Origin of the sequence: Pseudarthrobacter sp. fls2-241-R2A-127 (assembly GCF_030209355.1) — a bacterium.
In the GTDB taxonomy this organism is placed as follows: Bacteria; Actinomycetota; Actinomycetes; order Actinomycetales; family Micrococcaceae; genus Arthrobacter.
This window is the reverse complement of sequence record NZ_JARVSF010000009.1, coordinates 312,862-338,512: the sequence shown is the minus strand read 5'-3', so window position 1 is coordinate 338,512 and position 25,651 is coordinate 312,862. Positions and strand designations below refer to the sequence as shown.

General features: G+C 65.9%; 30 protein-coding genes and 1 riboswitch. Of the genes, 12 read left to right on the top strand and 18 right to left on the bottom strand.

Annotated features, from left to right (window positions below; all coding sequences use genetic code 11):
- Positions 1 to 124 precede the first annotated feature (124 nt).
- Genes QRN53_RS08180 through QRN53_RS08170 form a run of 3 tightly spaced genes read right to left on the bottom strand, consistent with a single transcriptional unit; the run spans position 125 to position 1,764 of the window.
- Positions 125 to 412: a MoaD/ThiS family protein gene (locus tag QRN53_RS08180; RefSeq protein WP_285243506.1), complete on the bottom strand. Its 288-nt coding sequence runs from the start codon at positions 410 to 412 to the stop codon at positions 125 to 127.
- On the bottom strand, positions 405 to 1,511 hold the full coding sequence (locus tag QRN53_RS08175; RefSeq protein ID WP_285243505.1) for a WD40/YVTN/BNR-like repeat-containing protein: 1,107 nt from the start codon (positions 1,509 to 1,511) through the stop codon (positions 405 to 407). Before QRN53_RS08175 ends, QRN53_RS08180 begins: the two co-directional genes overlap by 8 nt.
- Positions 1,512 to 1,563: 52 nt before the next feature.
- Positions 1,564 to 1,764, bottom strand: a complete 201-nt coding sequence (locus QRN53_RS08170; protein ID WP_018762888.1) for a hypothetical protein — start codon at positions 1,762 to 1,764, stop codon at positions 1,564 to 1,566.
- 277 nt (positions 1,765 to 2,041) lie between these two features.
- On the opposite strand from QRN53_RS08170, the gene QRN53_RS08165 reads away from it, so the two are divergent.
- From QRN53_RS08165 to QRN53_RS08140, 6 genes are all read left to right on the top strand, one after another.
- Positions 2,042 to 2,860 (top strand): hypothetical protein, encoded by an 819-nt coding sequence (locus QRN53_RS08165; RefSeq protein WP_285243504.1) that lies wholly within the window; start codon positions 2,042 to 2,044, stop codon positions 2,858 to 2,860.
- Between the two features lie 129 nt (positions 2,861 to 2,989).
- Positions 2,990 to 3,754 carry a class F sortase gene (locus tag QRN53_RS08160; protein ID WP_285243503.1) on the top strand — a complete coding sequence of 255 codons (765 nt, stop codon included), beginning with the start codon at positions 2,990 to 2,992 and terminating at the stop codon, positions 3,752 to 3,754.
- Between the two features lie 96 nt (positions 3,755 to 3,850).
- A complete protein-coding gene (locus QRN53_RS08155) occupies positions 3,851 to 4,363 on the top strand; it encodes a universal stress protein (protein ID WP_502934831.1) in 513 nt (170 codons plus the stop codon).
- A gap of 298 nt (positions 4,364 to 4,661) precedes the next feature.
- Positions 4,662 to 5,021, top strand: a complete 360-nt coding sequence (locus tag QRN53_RS08150) for a metal-sensitive transcriptional regulator (protein WP_285243501.1) — start codon at positions 4,662 to 4,664, stop codon at positions 5,019 to 5,021.
- 50 nt (positions 5,022 to 5,071) lie between these two features.
- The gene (locus tag QRN53_RS08145; RefSeq protein WP_285243500.1) at positions 5,072 to 5,311 is read left to right on the top strand and encodes a heavy-metal-associated domain-containing protein; all 240 of its coding nucleotides are present in this window, start codon (positions 5,072 to 5,074) and stop codon (positions 5,309 to 5,311) included.
- 26 nt (positions 5,312 to 5,337) lie between these two features.
- Positions 5,338 to 7,611, top strand: coding sequence for a heavy metal translocating P-type ATPase (locus tag QRN53_RS08140; RefSeq protein ID WP_285243499.1), 2,274 nt, complete (start codon positions 5,338 to 5,340; stop codon positions 7,609 to 7,611).
- A 3-nt stretch (positions 7,612 to 7,614) separates the two neighbouring features.
- Here QRN53_RS08140 and QRN53_RS08135 read toward each other — a convergent pair whose 3' ends face one another.
- Complete coding sequence (locus QRN53_RS08135) at positions 7,615 to 7,887, bottom strand: DUF2277 domain-containing protein (protein ID WP_285243498.1); 273 nt, start codon at positions 7,885 to 7,887, stop codon at positions 7,615 to 7,617.
- A 212-nt stretch (positions 7,888 to 8,099) separates the two neighbouring features.
- Between QRN53_RS08135 and QRN53_RS08130 the strand changes: the two genes are divergently transcribed.
- Complete coding sequence (locus QRN53_RS08130) at positions 8,100 to 8,366, top strand: WXG100 family type VII secretion target (protein WP_285243497.1); 267 nt, start codon at positions 8,100 to 8,102, stop codon at positions 8,364 to 8,366.
- Between the two features lie 100 nt (positions 8,367 to 8,466).
- Here the strand turns inward: QRN53_RS08130 and QRN53_RS08125 are convergent, their stop codons facing one another.
- Entirely contained in the window at positions 8,467 to 9,507 is a 1,041-nt protein-coding gene (locus tag QRN53_RS08125) for an EamA family transporter (RefSeq protein WP_285243496.1), read from the bottom strand.
- Between the two features lie 71 nt (positions 9,508 to 9,578).
- Here QRN53_RS08125 and QRN53_RS08120 point away from each other — a divergent pair, with 71 nt between their 5' ends.
- Positions 9,579 to 10,124, top strand: a complete 546-nt coding sequence (locus QRN53_RS08120) for a CGNR zinc finger domain-containing protein (RefSeq protein WP_285243495.1) — start codon at positions 9,579 to 9,581, stop codon at positions 10,122 to 10,124.
- A gap of 681 nt (positions 10,125 to 10,805) precedes the next feature.
- On the opposite strand, the gene QRN53_RS08115 is transcribed toward QRN53_RS08120, so the two are convergent.
- The 5 genes from QRN53_RS08115 to QRN53_RS08095 form a co-directional block, all read right to left on the bottom strand.
- Complete coding sequence (locus tag QRN53_RS08115) at positions 10,806 to 11,657, bottom strand: hypothetical protein (RefSeq protein ID WP_285243494.1); 852 nt, start codon at positions 11,655 to 11,657, stop codon at positions 10,806 to 10,808.
- Between the two features lie 462 nt (positions 11,658 to 12,119).
- On the bottom strand, positions 12,120 to 12,374 hold the full coding sequence (locus QRN53_RS08110) for a hypothetical protein (RefSeq protein WP_285243493.1): 255 nt from the start codon (positions 12,372 to 12,374) through the stop codon (positions 12,120 to 12,122).
- Between the two features lie 161 nt (positions 12,375 to 12,535).
- Entirely contained in the window at positions 12,536 to 12,895 is a 360-nt protein-coding gene (locus QRN53_RS08105; protein WP_285243492.1) for a hypothetical protein, read from the bottom strand.
- 99 nt (positions 12,896 to 12,994) lie between these two features.
- Complete coding sequence (locus QRN53_RS08100) at positions 12,995 to 13,585, bottom strand: hypothetical protein (RefSeq protein ID WP_285243491.1); 591 nt, start codon at positions 13,583 to 13,585, stop codon at positions 12,995 to 12,997.
- Between the two features lie 70 nt (positions 13,586 to 13,655).
- On the bottom strand, positions 13,656 to 15,008 hold the full coding sequence (locus QRN53_RS08095; protein ID WP_285243490.1) for an MATE family efflux transporter: 1,353 nt from the start codon (positions 15,006 to 15,008) through the stop codon (positions 13,656 to 13,658).
- 107 nt (positions 15,009 to 15,115) lie between these two features.
- Between QRN53_RS08095 and QRN53_RS08090 the strand changes: the two genes are divergently transcribed.
- Both QRN53_RS08090 and QRN53_RS08085 read left to right on the top strand, forming a co-directional pair.
- Positions 15,116 to 15,550 carry a DoxX family protein gene (locus QRN53_RS08090; protein ID WP_285243489.1) on the top strand — a complete coding sequence of 145 codons (435 nt, stop codon included), beginning with the start codon at positions 15,116 to 15,118 and terminating at the stop codon, positions 15,548 to 15,550.
- Positions 15,551 to 15,692: 142 nt separating this feature from the next.
- Positions 15,693 to 16,694, top strand: a complete 1,002-nt coding sequence (locus QRN53_RS08085; protein ID WP_285243488.1) for an acyl-CoA thioesterase — start codon at positions 15,693 to 15,695, stop codon at positions 16,692 to 16,694.
- On the opposite strand, the gene dnaB is transcribed toward QRN53_RS08085, so the two are convergent.
- On the bottom strand, positions 16,691 to 18,073 hold the full coding sequence (gene dnaB, locus QRN53_RS08080; protein WP_285243487.1) for a replicative DNA helicase: 1,383 nt from the start codon (positions 18,071 to 18,073) through the stop codon (positions 16,691 to 16,693). The two genes, QRN53_RS08085 and dnaB, sit on opposite strands and share 4 nt — an antisense overlap.
- Before the next feature lie 721 nt (positions 18,074 to 18,794).
- On the opposite strand from dnaB, the gene QRN53_RS08075 reads away from it, so the two are divergent.
- The gene (locus QRN53_RS08075; protein ID WP_285243486.1) at positions 18,795 to 19,370 is read left to right on the top strand and encodes a hypothetical protein; all 576 of its coding nucleotides are present in this window, start codon (positions 18,795 to 18,797) and stop codon (positions 19,368 to 19,370) included.
- Here QRN53_RS08075 and QRN53_RS08070 read toward each other — a convergent pair.
- The 7 genes from QRN53_RS08070 to rpsF form a co-directional block, all read right to left on the bottom strand.
- Positions 19,367 to 19,993, bottom strand: a complete 627-nt coding sequence (locus QRN53_RS08070; protein ID WP_285243519.1) for an FMN reductase — start codon at positions 19,991 to 19,993, stop codon at positions 19,367 to 19,369. The genes QRN53_RS08075 and QRN53_RS08070 overlap by 4 nt on opposite strands.
- Positions 19,994 to 20,088: 95 nt before the next feature.
- Positions 20,089 to 20,937 (bottom strand): PhzF family phenazine biosynthesis protein, encoded by an 849-nt coding sequence (locus QRN53_RS08065; RefSeq protein WP_285243485.1) that lies wholly within the window; start codon positions 20,935 to 20,937, stop codon positions 20,089 to 20,091.
- Between the two features lie 40 nt (positions 20,938 to 20,977).
- Positions 20,978 to 21,973 (bottom strand): YdcF family protein, encoded by a 996-nt coding sequence (locus tag QRN53_RS08060; protein WP_285243484.1) that lies wholly within the window; start codon positions 21,971 to 21,973, stop codon positions 20,978 to 20,980.
- A 177-nt stretch (positions 21,974 to 22,150) separates the two neighbouring features.
- Positions 22,151 to 22,603: a 50S ribosomal protein L9 gene (rplI, locus tag QRN53_RS08055; RefSeq protein ID WP_018762867.1), complete on the bottom strand. Its 453-nt coding sequence runs from the start codon at positions 22,601 to 22,603 to the stop codon at positions 22,151 to 22,153.
- A 17-nt stretch (positions 22,604 to 22,620) separates the two neighbouring features.
- A complete protein-coding gene (gene rpsR, locus QRN53_RS08050; protein ID WP_003800144.1) occupies positions 22,621 to 22,860 on the bottom strand; it encodes a 30S ribosomal protein S18 in 240 nt (79 codons plus the stop codon).
- Positions 22,861 to 22,986: 126 nt separating this feature from the next.
- On the bottom strand, positions 22,987 to 23,562 hold the full coding sequence (locus QRN53_RS08045) for a single-stranded DNA-binding protein (RefSeq protein WP_018762866.1): 576 nt from the start codon (positions 23,560 to 23,562) through the stop codon (positions 22,987 to 22,989).
- A 73-nt stretch (positions 23,563 to 23,635) separates the two neighbouring features.
- Positions 23,636 to 23,941: a 30S ribosomal protein S6 gene (gene rpsF, locus QRN53_RS08040; protein ID WP_013602900.1), complete on the bottom strand. Its 306-nt coding sequence runs from the start codon at positions 23,939 to 23,941 to the stop codon at positions 23,636 to 23,638.
- Positions 23,942 to 24,328: 387 nt separating this feature from the next.
- Positions 24,329 to 24,478: riboswitch (cyclic di-AMP (ydaO/yuaA leader) on the top strand.
- Positions 24,479 to 24,484: 6 nt separating this feature from the next.
- On the opposite strand from rpsF, the gene QRN53_RS08035 reads away from it, so the two are divergent.
- Positions 24,485 to 25,582, top strand: coding sequence for a glycoside hydrolase family 16 protein (locus QRN53_RS08035; RefSeq protein WP_285243483.1), 1,098 nt, complete (start codon positions 24,485 to 24,487; stop codon positions 25,580 to 25,582).
- Positions 25,583 to 25,651: the final 69 nt, after the last annotated feature.

Below are 25,651 nucleotides of genomic sequence, written 5' to 3'. Positions count from 1 at the left end.
GGCGGCAAATCACCCATCGACCGCGTTCACAATCTCCGTGGGAAGAACACCTAGGCACCGGACGTTTGGCGGCGGGCGCAGTCAGTCAGGACTGCCCGCCACCAGACTGACCGGGCACTGGCCTTCAGCCGCCGGCCACCGACTGGATCACCAGGACCTCCTGGCCCGGCGCGACTTCGGTGTCCAGCCCCTGCATCCGCCGCACCTCATCGCCGCCCACGTAGATATTGACGAACCGCCGCAGCGCGCCGGTCTCGTCGCGGAGCCGCCGGCCCAGGATGGCGTAATCGGCGGCCACCGCATCAAGGAGCTTTCCCACCGTCACCGGCCGGTCGGCGGGTGCAGTCAGCACCGACTGCCCGCCGGCCAGGGGCTGCAGGACGCTGGGCAGCACCAACGAAATGTCAGGCACCGGCCAGCACTGCCGCCCGCACGCACAGGACGTCCGGCAAGTGGGTGGCCACCTCCGTGAACGTTCCGCCTTCATCCGCACTCGCGTAGACGGTCCCTCCCCGCGTACCGAAGTACACCCCTGCCGGTTCGGCGGTGTCCACCGACGCCGCGTCCCGGAGCACGCTGTTGTATTCGTTGTCCGGCAGGCCGGCGTCCAGCCTCGTCCAGGTATTCCCGGCGTCGTCCGTGCGGTGGACGGCGAGCTTGCCGTCAGGTGGGATGCGTTCGCCATCGGCTTTCATCGGAACCACCCACGCCGTCCCCTCCCTGCGCGGGTGGGCCAGCATGACAAAGCCGAAATCGGCCGGCAGGCCCTCGGCGATGGAGTCCCAGCTTTCGGCATTGTTGTCCGTCCGGTAAACCCCGTGGTGGTTCTGGGCGTAGAGGCGCCCGTCCACCACCGCGTCGGCCGCGATCTTGTGCACACACTGGCCAAACTCGGGGTTGGGATCCGGCATGAAGTACGCCGAGATGCCCTTGTTCCGCGCTTCCCAAGACGTGCCGCCGTCGAGCGAGCGGTAGACGCCGCCGGTGCTCATGGCCACGTGGACCGTGTCACCGCCGGGGTGGACCACGATCGAGTGCGCCGCCGCCCCGCCATAGCCTGCTCCCCATTCGCTCCGGTGCGGGTGGTCCCACAAACCGCGGTTCAGCTCGAAGTGCTCGCCGCCGTCGGTCGACTTCCAGACCGAGATGGGTTCGGCTCCTGCCCACACCACGCCCGGGCGTGACGCCGCGTCCGGGTAGATCTGCCAGACGCGTTCCAAGGCTGCGCCGGTGTCCGCCGGGAACCTGATGGCCCCCTGCTCGGGCTCGGTCCAGGTGGCGCCAAGGTCATCTGAGTGCGCCACAGTGGGACCCCAGTGCGGGCTGCTGACCCCCACCATGATCCTGGTGCGGCCCTCCCTGGTGTCGATTCCGATGCTGGGGATTTCCGCCATCAGGAAATGGGGGCCGGTGAAGGACCACTCCTGCCTGTCCTGGCTTGTGGCCAGCCACAGGCCCTTTTTAGTGCCGATCGCCAAGAGGTATGTTTGCGCCGTTGCCATGCGCACCATGCAACCATCCGGTGGATCAGCGCGCAACGGTTATCAGGACCCTGCAGGGCCTTCAGTCCACGAACTCCGATTGGGTCTGGATGAAGTCCCAGTCGGCGGCATTAAGGACGGCCGCGGGGTTGCCGGGGTGTGGCCCGCCGGCCTCCGCAATGCCTTGGAGCACCGGAAGCGGCAGCTCCTCCGCATAGAGGTTTTCCCGGAGCCACTCCTTGCTTGCAAGGTCCAGGTCCAACCACCACATGAAGATTTCCAGGTTCACCTCCCTGCGTCACTTAAAACGTTAGGCGCGGCGCAGGTGCCGGACAAGGCTTCGCCGTGGAAGCAGGTGGGCCGTGCCGCATTTAGGGTACCGGCAAGTAACCTGGCCGCCCCGCCCGCAAAAAAGACGAGTAGCCGTTACTCGCGACTGCTTCCGGGGGCGCCCCTAGCCTGAAAACTCACGCAAGCTGACCGTGCTGCTGGGGCTGATGGCGCCACCGCTGCCCTTTCCTCACCATGGTCCGTTTCACACATATATATGGGGAGAAAACATGAAACGCACCTTAGCCACACTGGGGGTGATGGGGCTGGGCCTGATCAGCCTCACAGCGCCTGCCATGGCGGCTCCCGGCCAAGTGGTGGTTTGCCACTGGAACGGAAGCACCCTCACGCCGATATCGTTCAACACCAGCGGGATCGGCGGACACGACCAGCACGCACAGGACATCATCCCGCCAACCCCGAACTTGCCGGCCGGCAAGAACTGGGACAACGCGGGGAAGATCCGCTACGTCAACCAGTGCGGTGCGACGCTGCCTCCGGGTGAGGTGATCGATCCGCCGGTCGTCGTCGACCCACCGGTCGTAACGCCGCCCGTGGTGACGCCGCCCGCCGTCGTCGACCCTCCCGTGGTGACCCCGCCGGTTGTGACGCCGCCCGCCGTCGTCGACCCTCCCGTCGTCACGCCGCCCGTGGTGACCCCGCCCGCCGTCGTGGATCCCCCGGTGGTGACCCCGCCGGTGGTGACGCCACCCGTCGTCGTCGACCAGCCCGTGGTGCAGCCGCCGGCAGCGGCTCCGGTGGTGGATCCGCCGGCTGCCGTCGTTGCCGCGGCCGCTCCCGCCCAGCCTGCTCCCGCCCAGCAGGTTGCTGCAGCCCCGCAGGTTGCTGCAGCCCCGCAGGTTGCAGCCCAGGACGCTCCGGCGGCGGCTCCCGTCAGCGTGGGAACCAACCAGGGCTTCAACGCCCAGACGGCGGTTGACGCCAGGGACGGCGGCCCGGCATGGCTTGCCGGCGTGGGAGCACTGGCGGCCGCAGGAGCCGCGGTGGCAGTCCGCCGCCGGTCCCGCTCCGTGAACACTGCCGGCTAGCGGGTACAGCCCGCTTCCAGTGGCCCCGTGCCAAGGAAGGCGTCCTGCCAGTGCCCGCCAGGGCGCCTTCCTTCCACAACGGAACCTCAACACCGAACCCCAACACCGAACCAACGCACCAGGAGTGCCATGCCACAGGAACGGAGCCGGCACGCTGCCCGTACGCGGCGGCCATGGCGGCGCTTGAACCGTGGCGACCTGGCCATCCTCTCCTGCGGCGTGGTGGCTTTCCTGTCGATCACCTTTGGCAGTCCGCTGCTCGAGCAGGAACAGGCGCCGTCCCACGCCGGTGCCCAGGCCTCAGCTTCGATGACACCAGGCGCTGCACCCTCCCGCAGTGCCGCCGCTCCGATCGCGGTAACAGGCACACCGGATGCCACGTCCGCGCCCGTCCAGGCGACCCCGGCGGCCGTCCCGGCCGTTGCAGCCCCGGCCGGACCCCAGCTTCCGGCGGCAGCTCAACCCGTCCACATCCGCTACCCATCCGCTGACCTCGACGTGGCCATCCATCCCTTGGACCTCGATGGCGCCGCCCAATCCAGCAGGACAATCGAGCCCCCCGCCACCAAGGACGGCTACTGGCTGACGCCGTTCGGTATCCCGGGCACCGGCTCCGGCAACACCACGTACGTGATAGGCCACAGCTGGGAAGGCGCGGATGCCCCTTTCAACCACCTCAGTTCGGCGGCGTCCGTGGGCGACCGGTTTCAGCTGGAAACCGCTGCCGGCACCATCACCTACAAAGTGGACAGCGTCACCACCTACGTGAAGTCCACCCTGAAGGACAGCCCGGTCTGGGACATGGTGCCCAACCGGCTGGTCCTGATCAGCTGCTTCACCGAGGATCCGTGGGGCAAGAATGTTGTGGTCACGGCCTCCCCGGCAGCGGCTTAACCTGGGGAACCGACGTCAATTCAGCGGGCGGCGACCCCACGCCTCAGGCCGAAGGTACCTGTTGACGCCGCACCCCGTGGGCGGACAATGGGCTGCATGACGTGGGAATACGCTAAAGGTGCGCCTTTGCTGGTGGGGGTTATGCCCAAACAACATCCTGAGGTCCTCCAAACCGCCGCCAACCTGGCCGCCCGGCTGGCCGCGCCGCTGGTGTGCGCCTACGTGGATGAGGCCAGCTACCTGGTGGAGTGGGATCCTGCCCGTTCCGCACACCGCCTGACCCTGCACCCGGATGACGGCGGCGACATCCGGAGCCTCGCGACGGAATTGAACGCCCAGGTCCAGGCTGCGGTGGACAAAGCAACGTCCGGCGGCACGCCGCCGGAGTGGTCGCTCCGCACGCTCGCCGGGGATCCGGCACGCGCCCTGGGGCAGCTCGCCGCCGAACTCGACGCCCCGATGATCATCGTGGGCACCTCCGAACGCGGCTTTTCGCACCGCCTTTCCGAGGCCCTCAGCGGCTCGGCGGGAACGTGGCTCAGCCATCACCAAAGCCGCCCCGTCCTGGTGGTCCCCTACCGGATGCCTGCCCATGAAGACACTCCGTGACCCGCAGTTTTTCAGCGAAAAACGGGCCACCGGGGCGCCGCTTAAAGTAAAGCGAAAGTAGTTATTCGCGTAGCTGGCGCCCTGCCTTACCAGCCAGTAAGCTGGTTCAAGCAGGCCGGTTCCGCGTAAGTGGAAACGGGAAACTGCCCAAATGCTGCTCCGGAGTGCGTATCCCCCAATAACGCACTCCGGAGCTTTTTTGTGTCCGGTGAGCGGCCCGGCCGGCGGGAGCTTCGACTACGCCGGATACCCCCATGGGGTACTTGCCTCATACCCCCATGGGGTATACATTGGGGGCATGAACCCTACCGAAGAAGCAGCCGTGGCGGTGGACCATCCCGCACCGGCCGGCGATGCCACCCCCCAGCACGGGTACACGGGCAACAAGGACGCCTACCTGCGGCGGCTGAAGCGCATTGAGGGCCAGGTGCGCGGCATCGCCCGCATGGTGGATGAGGACAAGTACTGCATCGACATCCTGACCCAGGTTTCCGCCGTCACCAAGGCCCTGCATGCCGTCAGCCTGGGCCTGGTTGAGGAGCACATCGGCCACTGCGTCGTGGGTGCGGCCTCCGAACCGGACCCCGCCGCGCGCGCCGAGGCGATCGATGCCAAGGTGAAGGAAGCCGCCGACGCCATCGGCCGCCTGCTGCGCTGACAACAGAAACCCCGCGCCGGCCACCGCCGGGCAGAAAGAAGGAGCACGCCATGAGCACCACCTCCCCCGCCACCACCACCATCAGTGTCTCGGGCATGACCTGCGGCCACTGCGTATCCGCAGTCACCGAGGAAATCGAGGCCCTGGCCGGCGTCGAAGCCGTGAAGGTGGACCTCAACGCCGGCGGCATCTCCACCGTGACCATCACGTCCAGCGGCGACCTCTCCCCGCAGGACCTCGGGGAAGCCGTGGCCGAGGCCGGCTACCTGATGGTCGCCAACGAAGCCTGAAAACCCTCCCGTACCGGAAAGCTGACATGAGCCACCAAGAACTGCTGCATCCTCCCGGCACCCGGGTGGTGGAACTGGACATCCAGGGGATGACCTGCGCCTCCTGCGTCAACCGGGTGGAGAAGAAACTCGGCAAGCTCGACGGCGTGGCAGCCACGGTCAACCTCCCCTTGGAGCAGGCCTACGTCACGGTCCCGGCCGGCATCACGGACGAGCAGCTGGTGGACACGGTCAACGCCGCAGGCTACACGGCGAGCGTCCGCGCGCCGCGAGCGGCGGAACCCGACGTCGAGCACGCCGCCGCACAGCTTCGGCCACGCCTCATCCTCGCCGCCGTCCTCACCGTGCCCGTCTTCCTGGTGAGCATGGTTCCCGCGTTCCAGTTCCCCAACTGCGGCTGGGCCGCGGCCATACTGTCGCTTCCCGTGGTCACCTGGGCGGCGTGGCCCTTCCACCGGGCGGCTGCAATCAACGCCAGGCACCTGGCATCCACCATGGACACCCTGGTGTCGCTGGGCGTTGCTGCCGCCTACCTTTTCTCGGCCTGGCAGCTGCTGGCCGAGCCCGGCATGACGGCGCACCCGGGCATGGAGGGCATGTCCGGCGGCCTGTACTTCGAAGTGGCTTCCGTGGTCACCACCTTCCTGCTCCTTGGCCGCTACCTTGAGGCCAACGCCAAGCACAAGGCCGGCGACGCACTCCAGTCCCTGCTGAACCTGGGCGCCAAGGACGCCACGGTCCTGCGCGGCGGCCGCGAACAGCAGATCCCCGCGGACCAACTGCAGGTCGGCGACGTCATGGTGGTCCGGCCGGGCGAGAAGATCGCCACCGACGGCGTAGTGATCGACGGCGACTCCGCCGTGGATACCTCGCTGGTCACGGGCGAGTCCGTCCCCGTTGAGGTGGCCCCGGACAGCCGCGTGACAGGTGCCACCATCAACACGTCCGGCCGCCTCCTGGTCCGGGCAACCCGGGTGGGGTCCCAGACCACCCTGGCCCAGATGGCCCGCCTGGTATCCCAGGCCCAGACCGGCAAGGCACCGATCGCGCGCCTCGCCGACCGCATCAGTGCCGTCTTCGTTCCGGTGGTCCTGGCCGTGGCCGTCCTCACGTTCGTGCTTTGGCTCCTGCTCGCCGGTCCGGACGTGGATGGCGGCCACCTTCGGCAGGCGTTCACTGCTGCTGTCGCCGTGCTGGTGATTGCCTGCCCGTGCGCCCTGGGCCTGGCCACCCCGGTAGGCCTCCTGACAGGCAGCGGCCGCGGAGCGCAGCTGGGCCTGCTGATCAGGGGCCCGCAGGTGCTGGAGGATACCCGCACCGTGGACACCATCCTGCTGGACAAGACCGGAACCGTCACCACCGGCGCGTTGGCCGTGGACTCTGTCCTGGCATTCCCCGGGATCAGCCGGCACGAACTCCTCCGGCTGGCCGGCGCCCTCGAGGCCGCCTCGGAGCATCCGGTGGCCCGCGCCATTGCCTCGGCAGCGGCATCTGCCGCAGATCCTGCGGGCACAAGGGACGACGACGGCGGCCTGCCGTCCGTGCGGGGGTTCAGTTCCGCCCCGGGCGGCGGAGTATCCGGAACCGTGGAGGGCCGGTCCGTGATGGCGGGGCGCGGCGGCTGGCTCAGCCAGGAAGGAATCCTCCTGGACGCCGGCCAGCAGGCCGAGCTGGCGGCCGCCGAGGAGTCGGGCGCCACGGCCATCTGCGTCGCGGTGGACGGCACGCCGGCCGGAATCATCAGCCTGCGGGACACCGTCAAGGAAGGCTCCGCGGCCGCCGTCGCCCGGTTGAAGGCGCTGGGCCTGCGGCCCATCCTGCTGACCGGAGACAACGCGGCCGTCGCCGCCCGGGTTGCCGCCGCCGTCGGCATCGCCGCGGATGACGTCTACGCCGGCGTGCTGCCCGAAGGGAAAGTCGCAGCGGTGCGCAGGCTCCAGGCCGGCGGCGCCACGGTGGCCATGGCCGGTGACGGCGTGAATGATGCCGCGGCATTGGCCCAGGCTGATCTTGGAATTGCCATGGGGTCCGGAACCGATGTTGCCATCGAAGCCGCGGATTTGACGGTCATGGGCAGCGACCTGGCGCAGGTGGCCCAGGCCATCGAACTGTCCCGGAAGACCCTGGGCACCATCAAGACCAACCTGTTCTGGGCGTTCTTCTACAACGCGGTGGGGATTCCGGTGGCCGCGCTTGGCCTCCTCAACCCGATGATTGCCGGCGCAGCGATGGCCGCCAGCTCCGTCCTGGTGGTTGCCAACTCGCTGCGGCTGCGCAGCTTCGGCAAGCCCCGGCGCTGAGTCTCAGGCAGTTCCGTAACGGACGGCGGCGCGCGTCCTGGCCTTGGCCGCTTCGGCGTCCCGGTCCTTGGGCGGCGCCTGCGTCACCAGGGCCTCCAGCAGGTGCTGGGTGATGTGCGCAATCTCGTGCACCGCCTCGTCAAAGGCTTCCTGGTTGGCCTTGGACGGTTTGGTGCTGCCACTGATTTTGCGGACATACTGCAAGGCAGCCGCATGGACTTCCTCGGACGTGGCATGCGGTTCAAAGTTGTGGAGGGTTCGGATATTCCGGCACATACCGCCATGCTAGGCTCTCGAACGCTTGGGATCGACCCCTTTTTGGATCGTCCGGCCACGGCGTCCATGGGAAGTCCGGCATGGGCAGGGCTGCCCATCGACACCGTTTTACGGGCCGGGGTAGGTTTTAGGCAATGGATCTTCCGGATGAGCCGGGGGGCCGCTGGGGATGCCGACCTGGTTCGGATCCACGTTCTAACAAGGAGAAACTGATGGCTATTTGGGGTGCAGACGTTGAGCAGCTTCGACAGCTCGGCAGCAGGCTTCAGGATGGGGCGTCCCAGATCGAGACGCAGAAATCCACGCTTACCAAGCTTCTGCACGGGACCGACTGGAAGGGCCCGGACGCGGACAAGTTCAAGGGCGAATGGGACGGCCAGCACGTCACCATGCTGACCAAGGTTGCCGAGGCACTGAAGGACGCCGGCAACCAGGCCAAGCGCAACGCCGAGCAGCAGAGCCAGGCCTCGAACGGCTAATGCCTTCGCGGCAGGACATGCCGCCGGACGGCCCGGGCACCGAAGGTGCCCGGGCCGTCGTCTTTTAAGGCGTGGGTTCCGCTGACGGGGGCGGCGCGCCCTAAGGCACGGGCTCGACGTCGTTCGCGTGCTCCAGGGGGGACGCCGGCACGGGAGCCCCGGGCGCTTCCCCCACTGTCGCCGCGCCCGGGGCGCGGAGCTCGTCGAGCCGCACCAGGATGACGCCGCCGACGATCAGCACGCCGCCCAGCAGTTGGATGGCGCCCGGGAGCTCGCCCAGCAGCAGCCACGCCCAGACGACGGCGAACAGCACTTCGGTCAGCGACACGAAGGATGCCACCTTGGAGCCCAGGGCCCGGGCCGCCATGATGCCCGAGGTGTAGGCCAGGACGGTGGCGAGCACCACCAGCCCCGCCAGCGGCCCCCACCATGGCATGGTCCACGGGCCCAGGCGGGTGTCCGCCGTGCTGAATGCCATGGGGAGCACGCCCGCGGCACCGGCCAGCCACATCGCCGCCGCCCCCACCAGGAGTCCGCCCGAGGCCAGGACGATGGGCGGCAGGGTGTCGTTTTCCTTGGCGGTGATGAAGAAGTAGATCGCCAGGCAGACAGCGGCGGCCATGCCCCACAGGACGCCTGCCAGGTCAACCTTGACGGCGCCGGTGAGGTCGAGGACCAGCACCAGTCCGGCCAGGGACAGCAGCGTCCCGCCGGCGGTCAGCACCCGGGGGCGCCGCCGGCTTGCCGCCCAAAGCCACAGGACGATGATCACCGGGGCAAGGTATTCGAGCAGCAGCGCAACCCCGACGGACAGCCGCGCCACGGCGTTGAAGTAGAACAGCTGGCAGGCCGCCACGCCGATCAGCCCGAACAGCACGATGGTGACCCAGTTGTCCCGCAGCTGGTGCCAGCGGCCCTTGAGCGCGGACACCGCCGGCAGGGCAAGGATCAGCGCGGCGCCCGTCAGGCGCGCGGTAACTGCTGCCCCGGGAGACCAGCCGGTTTCAAGGAGCGCCTTGGCGAAGGACCCTGACAGGCCGAAGACCGCAGAGGAAAAGAGCGCGATGCCAAGCCCGGAGGCAAGGAAGCCGGGCCGCCTGATGGGCGCTTGGGGGTGTGTGTGGTTCGTGGCGGCAGGCACCGTCGCCTCCTGTCAGGAGTAAAGTGGGGTAATGGTCATGACAGTACGCTTTCGCACTGTAAGGAGTCAACATGGTTTTCGCCCCTGACACTGAGGTGGCCCTGCGCACGGTGGTGAACCTCATCAACACCGCCGCGAACGGCAGGGAAGGTTTGACCTCGGTGGGGGACCTGGACAGTTTCCTCGCGGCCGAGGGCTTTTCCGGGGCCAGGACACGGGACGCCACGGAACTGCAGAGCGTCCGGCAGCTGCGCGGCGTACTCGCAGGGGTGTGGACAGCGGGCGAGGACGCCGCCGTGGACACCGTCAACCGGCTGTTGCGGGACGCCAATGCCCTGCCGCAGCTGATGAAGCACGACGGCTGGGACTGGCACCTGCATGCCACAGCCCCCGAGGCTCCGCTGGCGGAGCGGATGAGTACCGAGGCGGCCATGGCGCTGGCCGATGTGATCCGCAGCAAGGAGATGGACCGCATGCGGACCTGCGAGTCTGAGGACTGCGACGCTGCCGTCCTGGACTTGAGCCGGAACCGCTCCAAGCGGTATTGCGACACCGGCAACTGCGCCAACCGGGCGCATGTTGCCGCCTACCGGGCCCGGCAGGCCGCGGCAGGTTAGTGCAGCCAGGACTCACGGAGCGCTGCTGGCCGCCGGCTTTCTCCTCCCTCACGGGCGAAATGTAGCCAGAGGTCATAACCGGTGACCGCAAGATATCCGTTGGCTTTGCCCAATTCCCAACCCATGACGGATGAGGAAACTGAAGAGCCGACACCTACCGAGGTGCCGGCTTCAGCCAAACAAGGAGCACTGTAGAAGATGAATTCGGACGTGAGGCTTGCCGACCCTTGCGCTTAGTTTCGGATACCTACTCCACGTGACCAAACGTTGTAGCCGAAGGGACACCAAACCCATGCGGTCTGGCCACTTCCTGCACGCTTCCAATCACTTTCTACGAACGCGCGAAAGTACGGCCAATAGGACTGAAAACATACGGCGTAGGCTTGGTAAGAACCCGTGCCGCCCGAGCAGTAGGCGGTCGAATAGGTGAATCCGCCTCCAGCCCGGCACCCGTTCGGGGCAGCTGACGCTGGAACAGCAGTAAGTGGCAACATAACCGTGGCCGCGAGAGTGGCTGCTGCAGCCATTGACGCGATTTTCCGTTTCATATGAACTCCCTTGCTGAGTAGTGCGGGTAGCGCTATTTGATCAGCACGCAAACTCCCAAGCTAGTGGCCAAACCGGGGGCACTTTGCAGAGTCCTCCGAGACAAGTCCTCCCGCGCGGGAGGTGATTTGCCGCCTAGCCAAGGATGCGTTTCTGCGCGGCTTCCTCAACGGTCAGCCCGTCCCCAGAGTCGACGAAGGCCAGATACAAGGCCAAGGCGGCTGTGCCTAGGATTGTCTTTTTCTGCTCGTGGTCCAATATCGGCTCGTGGACGCCTGATAGCAGCCGCATACCGAGACCCTCAGCGGTGGACTGGAGAATGATGTTGAAAGTGTCGAGGGTCACCCCGGGCCGGAACCGGATTCCGTGCGCAAGGAAGACTTGGGAGTACAGCGCGGTCCACGCGTCGGTTAACGTTGAGTACATTTTCGCCAGCGCTTCCGACGCGACCGAATCTGACGATGCCGATGCAACCGCTAAGAGTTGGAACCTGTAAGCGGGAAGCTCGAGGACAAGTTTCAAGTCTTCATAGGCAATTCGATGCACGGATCTTGAGAAGTCCTCAGGAGAGCTCAGCATGGTTTCGGCACTTTGAGACAAAGCGATGTGGAGGCTCCAGTGCCGGGCAGTGAGAGCATACGAAATGAAGTCAGCTAGAAAATCTTGGTGGGAGGACCAGCGATCTCGGAACTTTCCCGCAGTGGGTACAAGTTCTGGTGCGCTGGTGATGGTTTGCGCAAGCACTTTCGGACGCGACAGGTACGACATGGTCGGACGGACTTCCTCGTCATCGCTGGACGGCGAAATGAAGAGTTCCTCAGTCAGTTTCAAAGCCGATGTAAGAAACGCCTTCGTCAAGGGATCATTGGCCAGCTTTCGGCGGCCCTTAGCTGTTACCCGTGCGAGGTTGGTAACGATATCGGAGAGATCACGTGGATCGTCGTAGTGCACGGCGATTCCGTCAGAATTGGTCGTGTCGTAATTCATCCATGCCTCCTGGTCGCTTCTGCCGGAATCGACCGGTGAAGATAACCTATGTCAGCATGAGGTGCACAAGGAGTTTATGACTTACCCGCGTCTAAAGTCTTTGCATTCGAAAGAGACAGTTGGATTTCGCCACATTCAGGTGGTTTCTCGCTACCACTAATGACGTAACCCTAAACCTCAACTCCGACGTCACCTTTATGCTTGGACGCACAGTCTGACGACATCGCCAACCGACGTCCTGTCAACCAGACCGCAGTCGTCTCACGAAGCCCATTACGTAGCCGAGCGAAAATCTCGGCGCGACCTTGTTCCCCTAACCGACCCGCCCTTTCGGCGTGGCGTCGCAACAGTAGCGCCGCCCGGCGCTCCAGTCACCTTGGGGCGATGCACCGTTGGAGCGGCTCTGGTCTGTCCCACGTCTACGGAAGAGTGTCAGGGCGGTCGCGTGTGGTGGCATCAGGGTCAGCGGCGAAGTGCTTCGTCTTCGGGCGGTGGCGGAGTTATTTGCTCATCCCCTACTGATTCAAGAATCACGGGGTAACCCTTGGCTTCAGGATCGGTGGAATTGAAGACGACCCGGTAGCGAGTAGTTGTGGTAAAAATGCCTGACATCATCGTGTCTAGGACGATTCCCTTGTTGGTCCGGACGACTGGAGGCCGGCCCGGGACCCTTATTTCTCGGTGGGCCATCACTCTATCGCCGATCTTAAACACCATCAGAATGCATCTCCTATGCCGAGCGACGCCCCAGCATCTTCCGCATAATGGGGATTGTAGCTAATAAATGCATATCAATGCGCGCGTCGGCATCGCCCAAGTTTGGGGAGGCGCTCTCGGTTCCGCTTCTTCAGCAGGGCGGCACCCTCAGCGGGGGGCAATCAGCGCCGGGAGGTGCCGTCCGCGTCACCTTCGGGCGACGACGGGTCCTGGGTGGTGGGAGTACCGTAACCATGGCCCGGCTTAGGTGCCGAGCTGAGGTTCACACCCGATCCCTTGCCCAGGTGTTCAGCATTTTCCTTGTAGCTCATGGACAACATGGCAGCCACCACCAGGGTGACGATGAAGGCGATGCCACCCGCGGTGAACGCGAGATCGAATCGGGGAGTGCGGGCGCTGCCGCCGGAGGCGAAGATCAGCACGGCAACGAAGGCGACGACGGCCCAGAATGCCGAGAACATCAGCGGCCCCTTCACCGAGGTCCGCAGGCTGCGCGGTTTTCCTGGATGCTGGTCAGCCACGGTGGTTCCTCCCTGAGGCGGCGCACGGCCGGCCTGGTTCACGAATTGCGGTGTAGCACCAAAATTTTCTACAGCTAGTAGAAGGGCGCTCTTCCTAGTTTACGGCTTTACGGCGGCAGCGCGGGCATCGTACCGCAGCGTCAGGCCTGACAGCACCCACAGCACGCCCGAAATGATTGCGCCGCCGCCCGCCACGCCCAGCAGCGCATGGGCGCCAAGGCCGATGAAAAAGGGCAGGAGCACCGCCGTGCCAATCCCGATGATTCCGGAGGCGATCCAGTCCTTGGCCAGGACGTGCCGCCCCCGGTGCTTCAGGCCGCACGCCAGCTCAAGAACGCCGGCCACACCCAGGCCCAGAGCGGCGATGACACCAAACAAAAGATCGCTGTGCAGCAGGATCACCACCACGCCGGCACCGGCCGCCGATGCGCCGGCGAAAGACAGCATTTTCCCGGACGCCGACTTCTGGGCAATTCCCGTTGCGGGGATGGCCCGGAGCGTCAGCACGCCGGCGGCCAGGAGGTAAAGTCCACCCGCCCAGCCCATGACCTCAACGGAGGGCGACGTCCAGAAGACGGTGACGGCGCCAAACACCAGGGCCGCCGCGGAACGGAGCAGGACCGGCTTCCAGAGATCAGGGCGGGGGGTGGTTCCGGGAACTGCGCCCGTGGGAGTCGATGGTTGCGTCACCGGTCCAGTTTAGTGGGGGCAGCTGGAAGGTCGAACCGGGCGTCCCTTCCATGACGGGCACGGCCGGGATTTACGCTGAACCGAGCACCATCCAGCGGTCCGACCGGGCTCGCAGTCCCAGGGTGAGGGCGCGGGCGGCCATGTACCCCAGGGCGAACGCGGCCCACAGCCAGCCGATCCCGGCCCCGCCGGAGGCGCCGGACAGCGCCACCGCCGAGAGCAGGGGCAGGTAGGCAGCAAGGTTCACCAGTCCGGCCAGCGCCAGGTACCGGGCGTCGCCGGCGCCGATCAGCACCCCGTCCAGGACAAAGACATATCCGGCAAGGGGCTGGCCGGCCGCCAATACCCACAGCGCAACCGTAAGTACCGACTGCACCCGGATATCCGGAGTGAACAGCACCCCAACCCAGGGGGCCACCGCGGCGAGCAGCACCCCGGTCACCACCCCGAATCCGGCACCCCAGCGGATCATGGTCTTGGTCAGCACCCGGGCCTTGCCCGCATTGGAGGCACCCAACTCCTTGCCGATCAGCGCCTGCGCTGCAATCGCCAGGGCATCCAGCGCAAACGCCAGGAAGGAAAAGATGGTCATGGCCAACTGGTGCGCGGCGAGGTTGACCTCCCCCTGCGCCGTCACCACCAGCACGGTGGCCATGATCGCTGCGCGCAGGCTGAGGGTGCGCAGCATCAGCCACGACCCGACGCGCGTCCTGCTCCGGATGCCCCGCCAGCTGGGCGCCAGGCTGACGCCGTGCCGGACCGCATTCCGGCGCACCATCACCAGGTAGACAGCGGCCATGGCCCATTGCGCGAGGCTGGTACCCACCGCCGAACCCACCACGGACAGTCCGAGCCCGTACACGAGCCACAAATTCAGGACGATGTTCACGCCGAACCCGGCAGTGGCCACCACCAATGGCGTCCTGGTGTCCTGCAACCCGCGCAGCACACCGGTGCCGGCAAAGATCAGCAGCATGGCCACCAAGCCGGGCATGGACCACCGGAAATAATCGATGGCAAAGCTGCGCACGCGGCCGTCAGCGCCGAACAGGGCGATGACCGGCTCCGCGGCGACGAACCCTGCCGCCGCCAGCAGTACGCCCAGGAGCAGCGCCAGCCACACGCCGTCGCGACCGGCCGCAAGGGCCTTCCCCACCTGGCCCTGGCCGAGTGCCCGGGCCACGGCGGGGGTGGTTGAGTAGGCGAGGAACACCATGAGTCCGACGACGGTCTGCAGCACCGCGGAGGCCAGGCCCACCCCCGCGAGCTGGGCAACGCCGAGGTGCCCCACGATGGCCGAGTCCGCCAGCAGGAAGAGCGGCTCGGCAACCAGGGCGCCAAAGGCGGGTACGGCGAGGCGGAGTATTTCGCGGGAATGGCTCCGGCCGGAGGTCGTGGCAGCGGGTGCGGGTTCTATGGGCACCGTGCCAGCCTAACCGGGCGCAATGACTTGGAGAGAGAGCATGACAAACGCCACAATCGCCACGATTTGGTTGACTCTTCAATCAATTGTGGACAAGAGTGGAATGCATGAACCAGTCACGACTGACCACAGTTGCCCTTACCGTCCTGCGTGTCATCCTGGGTTTCCTCTTCGCGGCCCACGGCTGGCAGAAGTTCAATGAATGGACCATCGCCGGCACGCAAGCCTCATTCGCCAAGATGGGCGTCCCCGCCGCGGACGTCATGGCCCCGGCCGTCGCCGTCCTTGAACTCGCAGGCGGCGCAGCCCTGATTCTTGGGATCCTCACCCGCGTGGTGGCCGCCCTCCTGGTCCTCGACATGCTTGGGGCGCTCTTCCTTGTCCACGCTCCCGCCGGCGTCTTCGCGGCAAACGGAGGCTACGAACTGGTCCTGCTCCTGGCCGCGGCAGCCTTCGCGCTGGCCCTGGCCGGTCCCGGCCGGCTCTCCGTGGACCGGGCACTGTTCGGCCGGCGCACCTCACGGCTGGCCGTCCTGGCCTAGCCTGCCTCAGTCCCGCAACGCCCGACGGCGGCCGGCCACCCCATGGTGACCGGCCGCCGTCGGGCATTAAGAGGCACTCCCGGGCAGGTGAACGCCGGGGCGCGAACCGGCCGGTAACCGGCGCCGTCAGTATGATCGCAGCATGACTGAGACAGGCCACCCCAACTCCGTGACCCTCCGCTTCCTCGCCGCCCCCACCGATGTGGGGCACAGCGGCTCCGTGGATGCAGGCACGGTACTCGAATGGGTGGACAAGGCCGCGTATGCGGCGGCTGTGGGCTGGGCCAAGTCCTATTGCGTGACCGCCTACGTGGGAAACATCCACTTCGCGGACCCGGTCAACAGCGGCGACATGGTGGAAGTGGAGGCCACCATCGTCTACACCGGCCGCTCCTCGATGCACATCCGCACCGTGGTCTCATCCGGGGATCCGAAAGGCGGCCCGGCCACCATGCGCAGCCAGTGTATGGTGATCTTCGTGGCCGTGGGCGCGGATGGCAAACCCATCCCGGTGCCCCAGTTCGAACCCGCCACTTCCGCCGAGGTCGAGCAACGTGACCACGCACTGGCAAGGATCAAGGTCCGCGAACAGATCGTGGCAGCTATGAACCATCAGGAATATACCGAAGCCGGCACGGCGGAACGCGTCACGCTCCGCTTCATGGCCGCCCCCACCGACGTCAACTGGGGCGGCAAGGTCCACGGCGGCATTGTGATGAAGTGGATCGACGAAGCCGCCTACCTGTGTGCCTCACGCTACTGCGGCCGGGACACCGTGGCCGTATTCTCCGGCGGCGTGCGCTTCTACCGGCCCTTGCTGATCGGCCACGTGGTGGAGGTGGAGGCGCGGCTGGTGTACACCGGCAACAAGGGCATGCACATCGCCGTCCATGTCCGCTCCGGCGACCCCAAGGGCCGGGAGCTTAACCTCACCACTTACTGCCTGACCGTGATGGTGGCGCGCGACGACGAGGGCAATTCAGTGCCCGTCCCGCCGTGGGTGCCGGTCAGCGACGAAGACAAGCGGCTGCACGCCCATGCCCGCGAACTCCTGGAGATCCGGGGAACGGCGCCCGGAAACCGGCTGCCCAACCATCTGCTGGCCGGCGCGGCACCTGCCGCCACCAGCACGAACGGAGCCTAGAAGCCGCCGCCTCCGGAGTCGCCCGCCATGTTGGCGAAGCGGGAGTAGTGGCCCTGGAACGCCACCACGATGTCCTTGGTGGGGCCGTTACGGTGCTTGGCCACCAGGATGTCCGCCTCGCCGGCGCGCGGCGATTCCTTGTCGTAGACATCCTCGCGGTGAAGCAGGATCACCATGTCGGCGTCCTGCTCGATGGAACCGGACTCGCGGAGGTCAGAGACCATGGGCCGCTTGTCCTGGCGCTGTTCCGAGCCACGGTTCAGCTGGGACAGGGCGATCACGGGCACCTGGAGTTCCTTTGCGAGGAGCTTGAGCGCACGCGAAAACTCGGAAACCTCCTGCTGGCGGGACTCCACCTTCTTGCCTGAGCTCATCAGCTGCAGGTAGTCGAGGATGACCAGCTTGAGGTCGTGCTGCTGCTTCAAACGGCGGCACTTGGCCCTGATCTCCATCAGCGACATGTTGGGGCTGTCGTCGATGAACAGCGGAGCATCATTCATCCGGCCCATGGTGGTGGCGATCTTGGACCATTGCTCGTCCTTGATGGTTCCCTTGCGGAGGTCCTGCAGGCCAATGGTGGCCTCGGCGGACAGGAGGCGCATGGCGATCTCGTTCCGGCCCATTTCCAGGGAGAACATGACGGTGGCCAGGTTGTTCTTGATGGCTGCGGACCGTGCGAAGTCCAAGGCGAAGGTGGACTTACCCACCGCGGGGCGTGCCGCGATGACGATCATCTGGCCCGGGTGGAGGCCGTGGGTCAGCTCATCGAGTTCATAAAAGCCGGTGGGCACGCCGGTCATGCCCTCGCCGCGGTGGCCGGACGCCTCGATTTCATCCACGGTGGATTCCATGACGTCCTTGAGCACCACGTAGTCTTCGGCGGTGCGGCGTTCCGCCACGGCGTAGACCTCGGCCTGCGCCTGGTTCACGAGGTCTTCGACCTCGCCGTCCGAGCCGTAGCCCAACTGGACGATCTTGGTGCCGGCGTTGACCAGCCGTCGCAGTACGGCCCGTTCGGCGACGATCTCGGCGTAATAGCCGGCGTTGGCCGCAGTGGGTACGGTCTGGATGAGCTCGTGCAGGTAGGCGGGTCCGCCAATCCTGTTGATTTCGGCGCGCTTGGTCAGTTCGTCCGACACTGTAACGGCGTCCGCCGGTTCCCCGCGGCCGTAGAGGTCAATGATGGCCTCGTAGATGGTCTCGTGTGCCGGGCGGTAGAAGTCCTGTCCCCGGAGGATCTCAACGACGTCGGCAATGGCGTCCTTGGACAGCATCATGCCGCCCAGGACCGACTGTTCCGCCGGGATGTCCTGGGGAGGTTTGCGGCTCGCGTCCGATCCGCGGGTTGCTTCCACCGGGTCCAGATGCGCGATTGTCAAAGCTGCCGTCCTCCATGTGTGCCGGGCCAGGAGCCCGGTGATCCATCCTGTTTGCGGATCCGAAACGGAACCCGCCACGCGTCCAGTACTACCCGCCGGCTCTGACAATGAGGCACCCGCGGGCCTGGATGCCGCCACCGGCCCGAAGTTATCCCCACTATCCACAGCTTTTCCACAGAGCGCCCGGCAAGGGGGCCCGGAGAGGCTTTTGATTGAGGGTTACAGGCCTTGGTCCGGCCGTGGAAAACAGGTACCCCGCTACGGTAGCCGCCACCGGTCCAGCCGCAAAGCCAGCAGGCCGGTACTCCTGTGGATAACCTGTGCACTACGGGGCATAGCTTGTGCACAGCCTGTGGGGAAGCCTGTGGATATAGGAATTTTTTTTTGCCGCTAAAGCCATCTGACCTGCGAAAACATCTTCGCCAGCATGTGGAGTAAATATTTCTTTCGGGGAATTTCATCCACAGGTTTACGCGCGCAGCGGCGGGCGGGAGGTGGCCGGGCGCCGGCTGCGGCATGCCCGCTCCGGCTCGCGTGGCGCTACTCATATTCCCTTGGCGGAGTTTGACCGGCAGGGAACGTTGCAGTATGCAGCGCGGTGAATATTGCTGTGGATAACCGGGTTCTGGATTAAGCTCTAGGTATTGGCCATGGCTGGACGGACAGCCGGCAACGCAACCGCCTTGGCGACGGCCAGGAGTACACAGAACGGCTCGTAAAAATGGAATCCCTTGTGGTCCCGGTCCTTATCCTGCTCGCCGTTGTTGCGGGAGTCATCTTTGCCTACCGCATGGCCCGAGGGCGCAGGGCGGCAGGCGGAGGTGCCCCTTCAGGTCCGGCCGGCGTGGAGCGGGAGCCGGCACCGGAACTGGCCCGGGCCGCGGCCGGCAAGTTGTCGGAGAGCGAACACCGGCGGTTGTACGCCATGATTGCGCAGGGCCAGGCGATGGCCGCCATCAGGCTGTACCAGGAGGTCACGGGCGAGGGGCTGAGGGCTTCCCGTGACGCCGTGGGCGCCCTGGCAGCCCACCCCCAGCCATACCGCCGCCAGGAGCCGGCGGAGGCCGTGGAGGACGATGACGAACCACAGCGGTTCCCTTACCGCTACCGCGCCATCGCCAGCAAGGGCGACGTGACCCGCGAGGTGAGCAGCAATATGCTCAACGACGAAATTTACGGCCGGATCCGCTCCCTGGCCCGCAGCGGTGACACCGAGGCCGCCGTTACTGCCCTGACGCGGCACTCGGACATCTCACCGGTCCAGGCCCGGGAATTCATCGCGCTGCTGGACGACTAGCGGGGCCCGGCAATTCCGGCCAGGAGCTGCTCGAACGGCAAGGACTCCAGGGGTGCCGGCTTCCGGCCGGGCTGGGGCCCATCCAGCAGGAGGGTAAATTCGGAGGCGGCGCGCTCGATGCGGTCCGCGAGCGAGGAGCCGCCCTCTTCGGTGGTGCCCCAGTCCTGCGGCCCGGCGAAGACTCCCGTGGCGGCCGTGCGGGCCCGCAGGTAGCTGAACAGCGGGCGCAACGCATAATCAAGCACCATCTGGTGCCGGTCGGTGCCCCCCGTAGCGCCCAGCAGGACGGCCTTGCCGTCGAGGGACTTGGGGTCCAGGACGTCGAAGAAGGATTTGAAGAGGCCGCTGTAGGAGGCACTGAAGACCGGCGTCACGGCGATGATCCCGTCCGAGGCCTCCACGCCTGCGATGACCTCCGCCAGGCGGGGTGCGGCGTACCCGGTGACGAAGTTGTTGGCGATGTCCACGGCCAAATCCCGGAGTTCGACGACGTCAGCCACCACCTCATAGCCGCCCGCGGTGAGGCGCCGCCCGGCAGCGGCCGCGAGCTGGTCGGCCAGCAGCCGGCTGGACGATGGGACGCCAAGTCCGGCGGAGAGGACTGTTAGACGGCGGGTTTCCATGGCATTCTCCTGGTGTTCGTTCAGTTCTTCATACATGTATTTGCATCTATATCCCTGAACGGCGACATAGCCTGGAGTATTCCCGGTGCCCTGGATCAGAGCAGGACGGTGCCTCGGATGCAGGTACTGGACTCGCCGCCCACCCACACAACACCGTCCTCGGCAGTGACGTGCACACGGCCTGCCCGGCCCAGGACGGTGCCCTGCGCGGCGACGTAGCGCGCTGGTGCCCTGCCGCTTCCAATGAGCCACTGGGCGGCCCCTGCGTTGAAGCTGCCCGTCACAGGGTCCTCCACCATCGCATCCCCCGGGATAAACGTCCGCACCTCAAAGTCAGCCTCCCCGCCGGGAGGGTGCGGCCCTATGACACCGACCTTCAAGTTCCCCATGGCCACCGGATCCGGCGCGAGGGCCAGCACCTGGTCCGCGGAGCCCAGCAGGACACCGATCCACTCCGGTCCGTTGACCAGCCAGGATGCGTCCATGATGTCACCTGCCGGTATCCCCAAAGCGTCGGCCAACTGCTGCCTGGCGGGCTCTTCGATTGCCTCGAAGCGCGTGAGGGGCGGTGCGGCGAAAGCCAGCCGGCCGGCGTCGCGCTTGATCCTGACCAGCCCGGCGCCGCACTCCTGCACCAGATAGTCGCCGGACTTCGGAACGCCGCCGGCCTGCAGCCAGGTGTGCGCTGATCCCAGCGTGGGATGACCCGCGAACGGAAACTCCTCGCTCCCCGTGAAGATCCTGACCTTGTAGTCGGCACGGGGATCCTCCGCGGGCAGGAGGAAGGTGGTTTCCGAGAGGTTGGTCCAGTTGGCGAAGTGCTGCATTGTTGCCGCGTCCAGGCCCTGGGCATCGAGGACGACGGCGAGCGGGTTGCCCCGGTACGCTGTGCCGGCGAAAACATCCACCTGGTGGAAGGGACGGCTGCTGGGTGTCGGGTTCACCGGAGCAGGCTATCACCGGCGCTCCGGCCAGCCACCGGTTTCAGCCGGGAAGCAGCGGCACGGCCATGGCGGCCAAGGCAACGCCGACCAGCGCGGCACAGAAACCCAGGTTGATCCACCGGTACGTGGCGAGGATGGCGATGAATTCCCGAAGGAAGGCGCTGGGGATAAAATAGCCCGCCGTCCTGGCCCCGGTGACGTGCGCGCGCAGCCCCGCGCGCCGGGTAAACATGGCCGCGCGAAACACGTGGTAACTGCTGGTGACCACCGTGACGGGAGCGTCCGGCCGCTCCATCAGCTCACGCGAAAAGTCCAGGTTCTCCATGGTGGTGGTGGCCCGGTCCTCCACGATGATCCGGCTGGCAGGAATACCCTTCTCCTGCAGGTAGCGGGCCATCGCCGTCCCTTCGGGAAGGTGCTCATCGGCTCCCTGCCCGCCGCTGGGGATCAGCGCTTTGATGGACCCGCCACGCTTGCCGCGGTACAGGCGAACCGCGGCGTCAAGCCGTGCGGCCAGCAGGGGCGGAACGGAGCCACCGGCCAGGCCGGAACCCAAAACCACCACGTATTCGGGATGCCGGCGCGGCGGCAGGTTGGAGTAGATGAGCGAATAGACCACGTAGCTGACGAACACGAAGCCCACATATCCAGCCAGCAGGGCGGCCACCCAGGTGAGCACCCTGAGCCCGGGTTCGGCCGTTTGCAGGGCGGCCAGGGCCAGCGGAACGGCCACCACGGCCAAGCCGGCGAGCAGGGACAGCAGGTTTGCGTGGCTGCGGCCCTCACGGCGCAGCATGATGAGTCCGTTGAGGACCAGGAAGACAGCCAGGACAGGCACTGAGACGACGAGCAGGAGGCCCAAGGCCAGGGTCATGAGGACAGGGACGGAGTTGTTCCCGGAGACAACGAGTAGCCCAGTCCAGGCCAGGACCGCACCGGAGACGAGGAAGACTCCGTTCCGAAGGCGCCTTCGGTCGGTCGCAAAACTGATGGCTGCGGCCACCAGGAGGATGCAGCTGACGAAGAGGAACGGCAACGCTGGGTGACCTTCCGAGGGAAACGGTGGAATGGTGCCGGCCCGGAACGAAGGTCCGGCTTCACGCCAGCTTAGGGGACCGGCGCCGAGTGACCGGGACTTCCGGCCGTGACCTTGCACGCAAAGGGCCCCCGCACCGGAATCCCGGGCGGGGGCCATTGCACTGCAGTGCGGAAACTACTTTCCGGCAACGACCTCGAGGTCGATGACAGCGGAAACGTCCTCGTGCAGGCGCACGTTGGCCGTGTACGAACCGACAGACTTGATGTGGTTCGGCAGTTCAACGTTGCGCTTGTCGATGGCGCCGAGGCCGGCGGCCTCAACAGCGGCAGCGACATCAGCAGGCTTGACGGTACCGAAGAGACGACCGGACTCGCCGGCCTTCACCTCGAGCTTGACCTTCTTGGAGGACAGAGCCTGGGCCTGTGCCTGCGCAGCTTCAACAGAAGCGTGCGCACGGGCAGCGCGGGCAGCCTTGATGGACTCAACCTGCTTCTCGCCACCCTTGGTCCAGGTCAGGGCGAAGCCGCGGGGCAGCAGGAAGTTACGTGCGTAACCGTCCTTGACCTCGACAACATCGCCAGCAGCACCGAGACCGGTTACTTCGTGGGTCAGAATGAGCTTTGCCATGTTAGTTAATCCCTTCCTTAGCCGCGGCCAGCGCCGGAGTAAGGCAGCAGAGCAACTTCGCGGGCGTTCTTGATTGCCTGGGCGATCTTGCGCTGTTCCTGCACCGTGACGCCAGTGACGCGACGGGCGCGGATCTTTCCGCGGTCGGAGATGAACTTGCGCAGCAATGCTACGTCCTTGTAGTCGATGACAGTGATGTCAGCGGCCTTCAAGGGGTTGGACTTTGGTTTGGGCTTACGGAGTTCAGCCTTAGCCATCGTGGAGCTCCTATTCTAGGGAGCCCGTGGATATTGATCCACGGGATGGTGGTGGTCCGGCGGCGGTAAAACCTTGGGTGCCTTGCGGCTCCCGGGCTGTCCCGGCGTCGGGCCGTTGTTTGGGTTTTAGAAGGGAGGTTCGGAATCGGGGCCGTTGCCCCAGCCGCCTGCATTGGACACGCCGGGCGTGGCCCAGGGATCGTCCTGTGCAGCCTGCTGGTTGCCGCCGCCCCAGCCTCCACCGGAGTTACCGCCCTGGTTTCCACCAGGGTTGCCGCCTCCGAAGCCACCGCCGCCGTTGCCGCCGCCGAAGCCGCCCCCACCCTGTCCGCCGGAGCGCTGGGTGCGGTTGACCTTGGCGTTGGCGTAGCGCAGGCTGGGGCCGATTTCGTCGACCTCAAGCTCGATAACGGTGCGCTTTTCGCCTTCTTTTGTTTCGTAGGAACGGCTCTTCAAGCGGCCGGTCACGATCACGCGCATACCCTTGGTCAGGGATTCGGCGACGTTCTCGGCAGCTTCACGCCATACAGCGGCGCGGAGGAACAGGGTCTCCCCGTCCTTCCACTCGTTGGACTGGCGATCAAAGGTGCGGGGGGTGGAAGCGATGGTGAAGTTCGCTACTGCGGAACCGGACGGTGTGAACCGCAATTCCGGGTCATTGGTGAGGTTACCGATGACCGTAATGGTGGTCTCGCCTGCCATCTACTGCCTCCTTGTTCGATCCTGGGTGAAGAGTGCGTTTCCTGCGGGGTAAAGAATGAAGACGGTTGCTGAATTACTCAGCAACAACCTTCTGCTCTTCGGGGCGGGTGATCTTGGTGCGCATGATGGTCTCGTTAAGAGACAGCTGGCGGTCAAGTTCCTTGGCGGTTTCCGGCTTGGCGGTGAAATTCACCACGGCGTAGATACCTTCGGACTTCTTCTTGATCTCGTAAGCCAGCCGGCGACGGCCCCAGATGTCAACCTTTTCGATGGTTCCACCATCGTTGGTGATGACGTTCAGGAACTTCTGAAGCGACGGCTCAACGGTACGCTCTTCGACCTCGGGGTCGATGATTACCATCAATTCGTAAGGACGCATATGTGAACCCACCTCCTTTGGGCTAAGCGGTTACGGCATTTCCGTAACAGGAGGTTCATTTGCGATTCCGTGCAGTGCCTTGCCGCCGATAGGGAGGCAGGACGCAGCACAGACTTCAATATCTTAGTGCATCTGGACCTGATAGGCGATTCGCGCTTGACTCAACGCTAGCCGCGTGATGCTGCGGAGGCCGCACCGTTTGCCACCTATGTGGATAACGCGGGAATCAGGCAGCCTCCGATAGACTCCCGGGTGGCCATGGGGCGGCACGCCACGCCCGCTACCGCGCATCCGTTACCCAATTGTGATTCCGCGGGGATTTTCGTGTACGGTCTTCGAGGGGCCGCCCCAGCCGGCCCCAATCCCGGAAGACGCCCAACTCTGCCGCTTCCGCGATCCCTTAGGTTCCAAGGCAGAGGCGGGGGACCCAAGCGTCACGGGTATGGCTTCCGCCTGCCCTCGGGGTGAAGCCGCAGTGCGCGGCCGAATGGCAACATTCGAACCCGACAGCTAACTCCGCAGGTGTTGAGAGGTAAATTCCCCATGCCCGCATCCCGCAAAGTGAGCGCCAAACGCGCGCGCCGTTATCAAAACGAGACAGCTCCGGCCGGACTCCGGCAGTTCCTGACATCCAAAGAATCCCGCCGCCGCTTGCCCTTGGCCGCCGGCCTTGCGGCAGCCGTCCTCGGCGCAGCTTCCCTGGGCCTCGGCCTGGCCAACGGCAATGAACCTGCAGATGTCTCCCGGGTAGCCAGCGCCTCCGAGGTCGGCAGCGAAGTACAGGCTCAAGCGTCTCCGTCCGCCGCAGCCCCGTCCGCACCGGCCACCACCCCCGCCCCAGCCCCCGCTCCCGCCTCGGAGCAGGCTCCGGCGCAGGCACCGGTTCCCGCTACAGCCGCCCCGGCACCCGCAGCGGCCGCTCCGGCCCCGCAGTCCCCCATCGCCGTGGCCCCCGCCGCGGCCCAGCTGGCCAACAGCGGCACGCCCATGCCCACGGGGGTCCCGGGAAACTGGACCATGACCTTCGCCGACGAGTTCAACGGCTCCGGGCTGGACAGCGCAAAGTGGTCCAACTGCTGGTTCGCCCCCAACTGCGGAAGCATGAATAAGGTGGCCACCAGCCCCGCCAATGTCTCCGTGGCCAACGGCAACCTGGCCCTCAGCCTCGCCTCGTCCTCGTCCGGGTCCCTGGTCTCCACCAACCCGAAGGGCGGAGCGGGCACCGGCTACCAGTTCACCACCGGCTACGTCGAGGCCCGCATCAAGTTCCCGGGCAACGCCAACGGCCTCTACAACTGGCCGGCGTTCTGGACCACCGGGCAGTCCTGGCCCGCCACCGGCGAGAACGACATCGCTGAGGTCCTCCAGGGGAAGATGACCGTGAATTTCCATTCCAGCTCAGGCGCACACAACCAGGGTGCCGTCGGCGGCGACTGGGCCAACCAGTACCACACGTTCGGCCTGCACCGGATGGCCAACTCCTCCGACGTCTACTTCGACGGCGTGAAGGTCAAGTCCTACCCCACGGACGACGGAAACGCCCCGCAGTACATCGTCCTGAACGTCGGTGCTTCGTCAACGAACCCGGTGTACGGCCCGCAGTCCCAGATGCTGGTGGACTACGTGCGCGCCTGGCAGTAGCCAGCCACGCGCTTCCTCAAAAGGGGCGACGGCGGGGACTCCCCGCCGTCGCCCCTTTTTTAGTTTCCT